We start from the raw sequence: 5,088 nt of genomic DNA on the forward strand, positions 1-5,088 counted from the left end.
TAAGCTGTATGATACCTCAACTAATGAGCAGCTAACTGACCTCGAAAATAAAAAGGCCGTGGTTCTGGACAACAGGAACATCAATGCTCTATCCGGATCAGACGTACAGACCCTGAAAGATTATGTTAGCTCTGGCAACGGCCTGTACGTGGTGGGAGGGGACAGTTCCTATGACTATGGGAATTATCTGAATTCATCCCTTGAAGGGTTATTGCCCGTATATTCCAAAGCCACCGAATGGAAAGGCGGCAGGAATGTGGTATTGGTGATCGATGTTTCTTCAAGTACCATCAATGAATCAACAGCTGCAACTGAAGATTCTGTTGGAGTACAGGGGAATCCAATAGGCGATGAGATCAAAGCAAATGCCATATCAATATTACGAAATGAGGGTCTTCGGAGTGCAAATGTAGGTGTTATTGCTTTCGGTACGGAAGCCACTGATGTTTCTGATGGTCTGGTATATTTTGGTGTACCCTCAAATATAGAACGACTTGAATCCCAAATTTTAGCATTGACTCCCAGTTTAACCAGTCAGACATCGTTGGACAGTGGTTTGTCCATTGCTGACGAATGGTTAAAAAGCGGTACTGGTGAACTGGATGTCATTATTGTCTCTGATGGAGGTATCGCTGATTATTACACTCAAAGTCTTGAAGTCGCGAAAAAACTAACTGAACAGAATGTAAAACTGTATTTTGTCCACGTATTTAGTTCTGCAACCATGTACAGGGACCCCAAAACACGGTTAATATATGGAGAGAGCTTGATGCAGGAAGTAAATGGCATTTATTTCCAGATCCAACAGGGAGAAAGGGTAAACATTGTCTTCGATGGGCTGGAACAGCCGGATACCAATGAATCAGTGGATCATAGCGCATTTGCTCTTATAAAATACAATCCCACACACTTCATCACCAAGAATGTGAATATTTCAGGCAACATCACAGGTTACAATGACGTAACGCCAAAGCCGGGTGCTGACAGGCTGATCCTTACTTCCACAGGCAAACCTGTGCTCACTGTGTGGAGATATGGACTGGGACGCGTGGCTTCCCTGAGTACGGACAATGGTAAAGGTTATGACAACATGTGGAGCACACAGATGTACTCCGGCAATAACTCAAAGCTCACTTCATCAACCATGAACTGGCTTATTGGTGATCCGCAGGTGGAGGAAGGAGCCATGCTGGAGGCAGAGGACACATGGTTCGGTACTCCCGCACAGCTTAAGCTCACCATGTATGACGAAGGTATACCCACCATCGAGCTTGAAGGGAAGCCTATCGACCTTTCGCTTACAGGCAGGAACACCTATGAAGCAACGGTAGACGTTGGTCAGGTGGGAGTGCATCACATCTCTGGATATCCGATAGCAGTGAACTATGCTCTGGAATACAGGGATGTGGGTGTTAACCCGGACCTTGAAATGATGATCAAGGCCAATGGTGGAAAGACATATACGAAGAGTGAAGCCCAGGCTCTGCTCTTAACGGACGCAAAGGATAATTCCCAGAAACCTATCAAAGAATCCGTAAGCCAGAAGATCTACTTTATCCTGGCAGCCCTCATTATATTCCTGCTGGAGGTCATCATCCGCCGTCTGAGAGAGATCAAGGAGATGAAAGAGCAGGAAAAGAGGATACGGGAAGTTTCAGAGGCATAGTGGGCAGAGGGCTTGCTAATTCTGTTTAAATGCCATGCAGCATCTGCTTCACCATTATCTGTTATTGTCTACTGCTGTTGATAATTTTGTTTTTTACCGGAACCTTATTCCATAAGTATATATAGAAGCTTTTTGAATGCAATATATAGGACTACTTGTTGTATCGGAAATTTTGTGGGAATTCAAGCAACATTGTGGTCTGAGATATTTTGTGAGTATGGAATCAGGGAATTGGTTAGCAGGATCTGTAACCGGAGTTATCCTTTCAGATACTCCCTCAATATTATAGAACAGACCCTTTGGACCGATCAATATGGGGAATCTACTATGGCTAAAGAACTGTATAAATTACCGGCTCTGAAATATGGTTATGCGGACCTTGAACCGTATATTTCAGAAGAGCAACTGCGTATACACCACGACAAGCACCATCAGGCCTATGTCACTAATGTGAACTCACTGCTGCAGATGATGGAAAAGGCCCGCAAGGAAGGCACGGACTTTGACTACAAGGCAACTGCAAAAGCTGTGGCCTTTAATCTGGGCGGTCATGTGTTGCATGATTATTTCTGGTGGGAGATGACCCCTGCTGGAAATGCCACAAAAGAGCCCGTAGGTGAACTGGCCGAAGTCATAAAGGAAGATTTCGGGAACTTCGAGCGTTTCAAAAAGGAGTTCACTCAGACGGCAGCAAGCGTGGAAGGTTCAGGCTGGGCAGCACTTACCTTCTGCAATGACACCAAAAGGCTGGGGATCATGCAGATAGAAAAGCATAATGTCAATACGTTCCCGGATTTTCCTATCCTTATGGCTATAGACGTATGGGAGCATGCCTACTATCTGGATTACAAGAACGAGAGAGGTAAATTCATAGATGCTTTCTGGAACATCCTCAACTGGGAAGAGATCGATAGATACTTCAGGAAGATCCAGCACCTCAAGGAATAAGTTCGACCCCTATCTATTGTGGAAATTTGCTTAATGTGTTATTTAAAAAAGCGAAAGCGGACGTGGTATACGAATGAGAAAGTCTGTCCTGATGGTATTAGTTATAGTTTTTGCTTTGATAGCAAGCGGTTGTTCAGAAAAGACAACTGATGAAAAGCCTACTGTGGTAATAGGATCCAAACTCTTCCAGGAATCGTACATACTTGCTCACATGGCAGCCCTTATGCTGGAAGATGCGGGATATGAGACCGATGTCATCGAAGGGCTGGGAGGGACGTTCGTCAATTATGAAGCATTGAAGAAGGACGAAATAAACACCTATGTGGAATACACAGGAACCGCCTACAGCCAGATCCTCAAAGAGCCAGCATTGGAAGTGTGGGACCCTGAAGTAGTGTATACTGAAACTGAAAAGGGATTGAAGGAGACTGACAAGATATTGATCGTCAGCAGTCCGGGATTCGAGGATGCGTATGCCATCGCAGTGAAAGAGGATTGGGCGGAGGCAAATAACGTCACGAAGATCAGCGATCTGAAAGAATATGCTTCCCAGATGACCATAGGTACTGACCCTGAGTTCGCCACCCGTGAGGATGGGCTGCCCCGCATAAAGGACGTATACGCCATAGAGTTCAAGGATTACAAACAGGCGGTAGCCACGGTGATGTACGAGGCTATCAGGATCGATGACGTGGATGCCATATCCGCATATACTACGGATACCAGGAACGAGGTCTTCAACCTGAGGGTACTTGAGGATGACATGAATGCATTGCCTCCTTATGATGCTATCTACATCATGACAGAAAATTTCGCGAATAGTAATCCTGATGCGGTGGAGGCTTTAAAGAAACTGGATGGCAGGATAGATACAGATACCATGAGAGAACTTAACTACAAGTTCGATGTGGACAAGATGGAGCCACGGGATATCGCAAGGGAGTTCCTTGTCCAGGAAGGGCTTATTGAAGCATAAGTATCTATAAGTCTCTTCCATTACTTTTTTACAAAACAATACCCGGAAACAAAAGATGCCGACCCAGAGATTGTTTGAAAGGATAGATTCCATTGAACTGCAGCAGGTAAGCAAGAAATATGGTTCCCGTTATGCTGTGGAATCCCTGGACCTTGTCATAGAGGGGGGAGAACTGCTGATCCTCATCGGGCCAAGCGGTTCCGGCAAGACCACAACACTTCGGATGATCAACAGGATGATAGAACCGGACACAGGGAGCATCCGGATAAATGGACAGGATGTCATGCAGTTAGACCCTGTAAGGCTCAGAAGGAACATGGGCTATGTGATACAGAACATTGGCCTGTTCCCTCACATGACGATCGGGGAGAACGTGGGCCTGGTCCCTAAACTTGAGGGCTGGAACGAGAAAAGGACAAACGCAAGAGTGCGTCATCTGCTGGATTTCGTTTCCCTGTCACCGGACAGGTTCATTAAGAGGTACCCACGACAACTAAGCGGAGGACAGCAGCAGCGTGTGGGTCTTGCCAGGGCTCTTGCCATGGACCCGCCACTTCTTCTGATGGATGAACCCTTTGGGGCTCTGGACCCGATCTTGCGAAAGCAGTTACAAGAAGAGTTCCTGGAAATAAAGAAAGAGATAGGCAGGACTATAGTTTTCATCACCCACGATATAGAAGAGGCGTTCAGACTTGGGGACAGGATAGCCATCATGGACAATGCCCGGCTTGTGCAGGTGGGTGCTCCGGAAGATCTCATCTTTGACCCTGTGAACGACCTGGTCGCAGATATCGTGGATACTGAACGGAAGTTCAAGCATATGGATACATTGAATGTCAAGGACCTGATGACCCCACTGGATGAGAAGTATATCCTGGACGGGGGAGTGGATGCCTGTGATGCAGTGGAGATCATGAAAGACAGGGATACTGAGATCGGTATCGTCTTTGAGAATGGTATGCTGGTAGGCAAAGTGGAAATGGTGAACCTGTTAAAGTGTGAGGATGAACATCCTTTTCTGAGAGACATAGCAAAGCCCATGAAGGTCTTTGCTCTGCGTGACTCGGTGGCAACAGCACTCTCTGAGATGAAAAGGAGCGGGGAATACATGGCAATGGTCATGAACGGAGATACAGTAGGCGGGATGCTGGTATCTGACGAAGTGCTTTTGAAGTTAATATAATGGAAAGTTAAATGGAGCAAGATGATAGAGGATTTCCACGAAATTGTGGCATTGTGGGACAAGCACCTGCTTACCGTGCGGACCATTGAACACCTGGAAATGTTCAGTATCGCCCTGATCATATCGGTGATAATAGGCGTTAGTGTGGGAGTGCTGATCTACATCAGGCCGGGGATAGCTTCCCCGGCACTTAACTTCCTCAATATTCTGGAAACAATACCTGATCTGGCATTGCTGGTCATTCTTTTGCCTCTGCTGCGTCTGGGAACCGGACCAACTATAGCTGCCTCGGTGATCTACTCTGTTTTGCCTATA

Annotated in this window: 4 protein-coding genes and 1 pseudogene; all 5 read left to right on the forward strand. The window is 46.2% G+C overall.

Features of this window, described 5'->3' with window-relative positions; translation table 11 throughout:
• Window positions 1-1,666: hypothetical protein (locus AB7U21_RS10210; protein ID WP_428388788.1), on the forward strand; the 1,666-nt coding region annotated here is incomplete at its 5' end.
• A gap of 327 nt (window positions 1,667-1,993) precedes the next feature.
• Window positions 1,994-2,614 carry a superoxide dismutase gene (locus AB7U21_RS10215; RefSeq protein ID WP_428388790.1) on the forward strand — a complete coding sequence of 207 codons (621 nt, stop codon included), beginning with the start codon at window positions 1,994-1,996 and terminating at the stop codon, window positions 2,612-2,614.
• 73 nt (window positions 2,615-2,687) lie between these two features.
• Window positions 2,688-3,590, forward strand: a complete 903-nt coding sequence (locus AB7U21_RS10220) for a glycine betaine ABC transporter substrate-binding protein (RefSeq protein WP_428388792.1) — start codon at window positions 2,688-2,690, stop codon at window positions 3,588-3,590.
• A 55-nt stretch (window positions 3,591-3,645) separates the two neighbouring features.
• Complete coding sequence (locus AB7U21_RS10225) at window positions 3,646-4,773, forward strand: ABC transporter ATP-binding protein (protein WP_428388794.1); 1,128 nt, start codon at window positions 3,646-3,648, stop codon at window positions 4,771-4,773.
• Between the two features lie 21 nt (window positions 4,774-4,794).
• Window positions 4,795-5,088: pseudogene (locus AB7U21_RS10230) on the forward strand (ABC transporter permease); the annotation flags it as partial.

Origin of the sequence: Methanomethylovorans sp. (assembly GCF_050177135.1) — an archaeon.
Taxonomy (GTDB): Archaea; Halobacteriota; Methanosarcinia; order Methanosarcinales; family Methanosarcinaceae; genus Methanomethylovorans.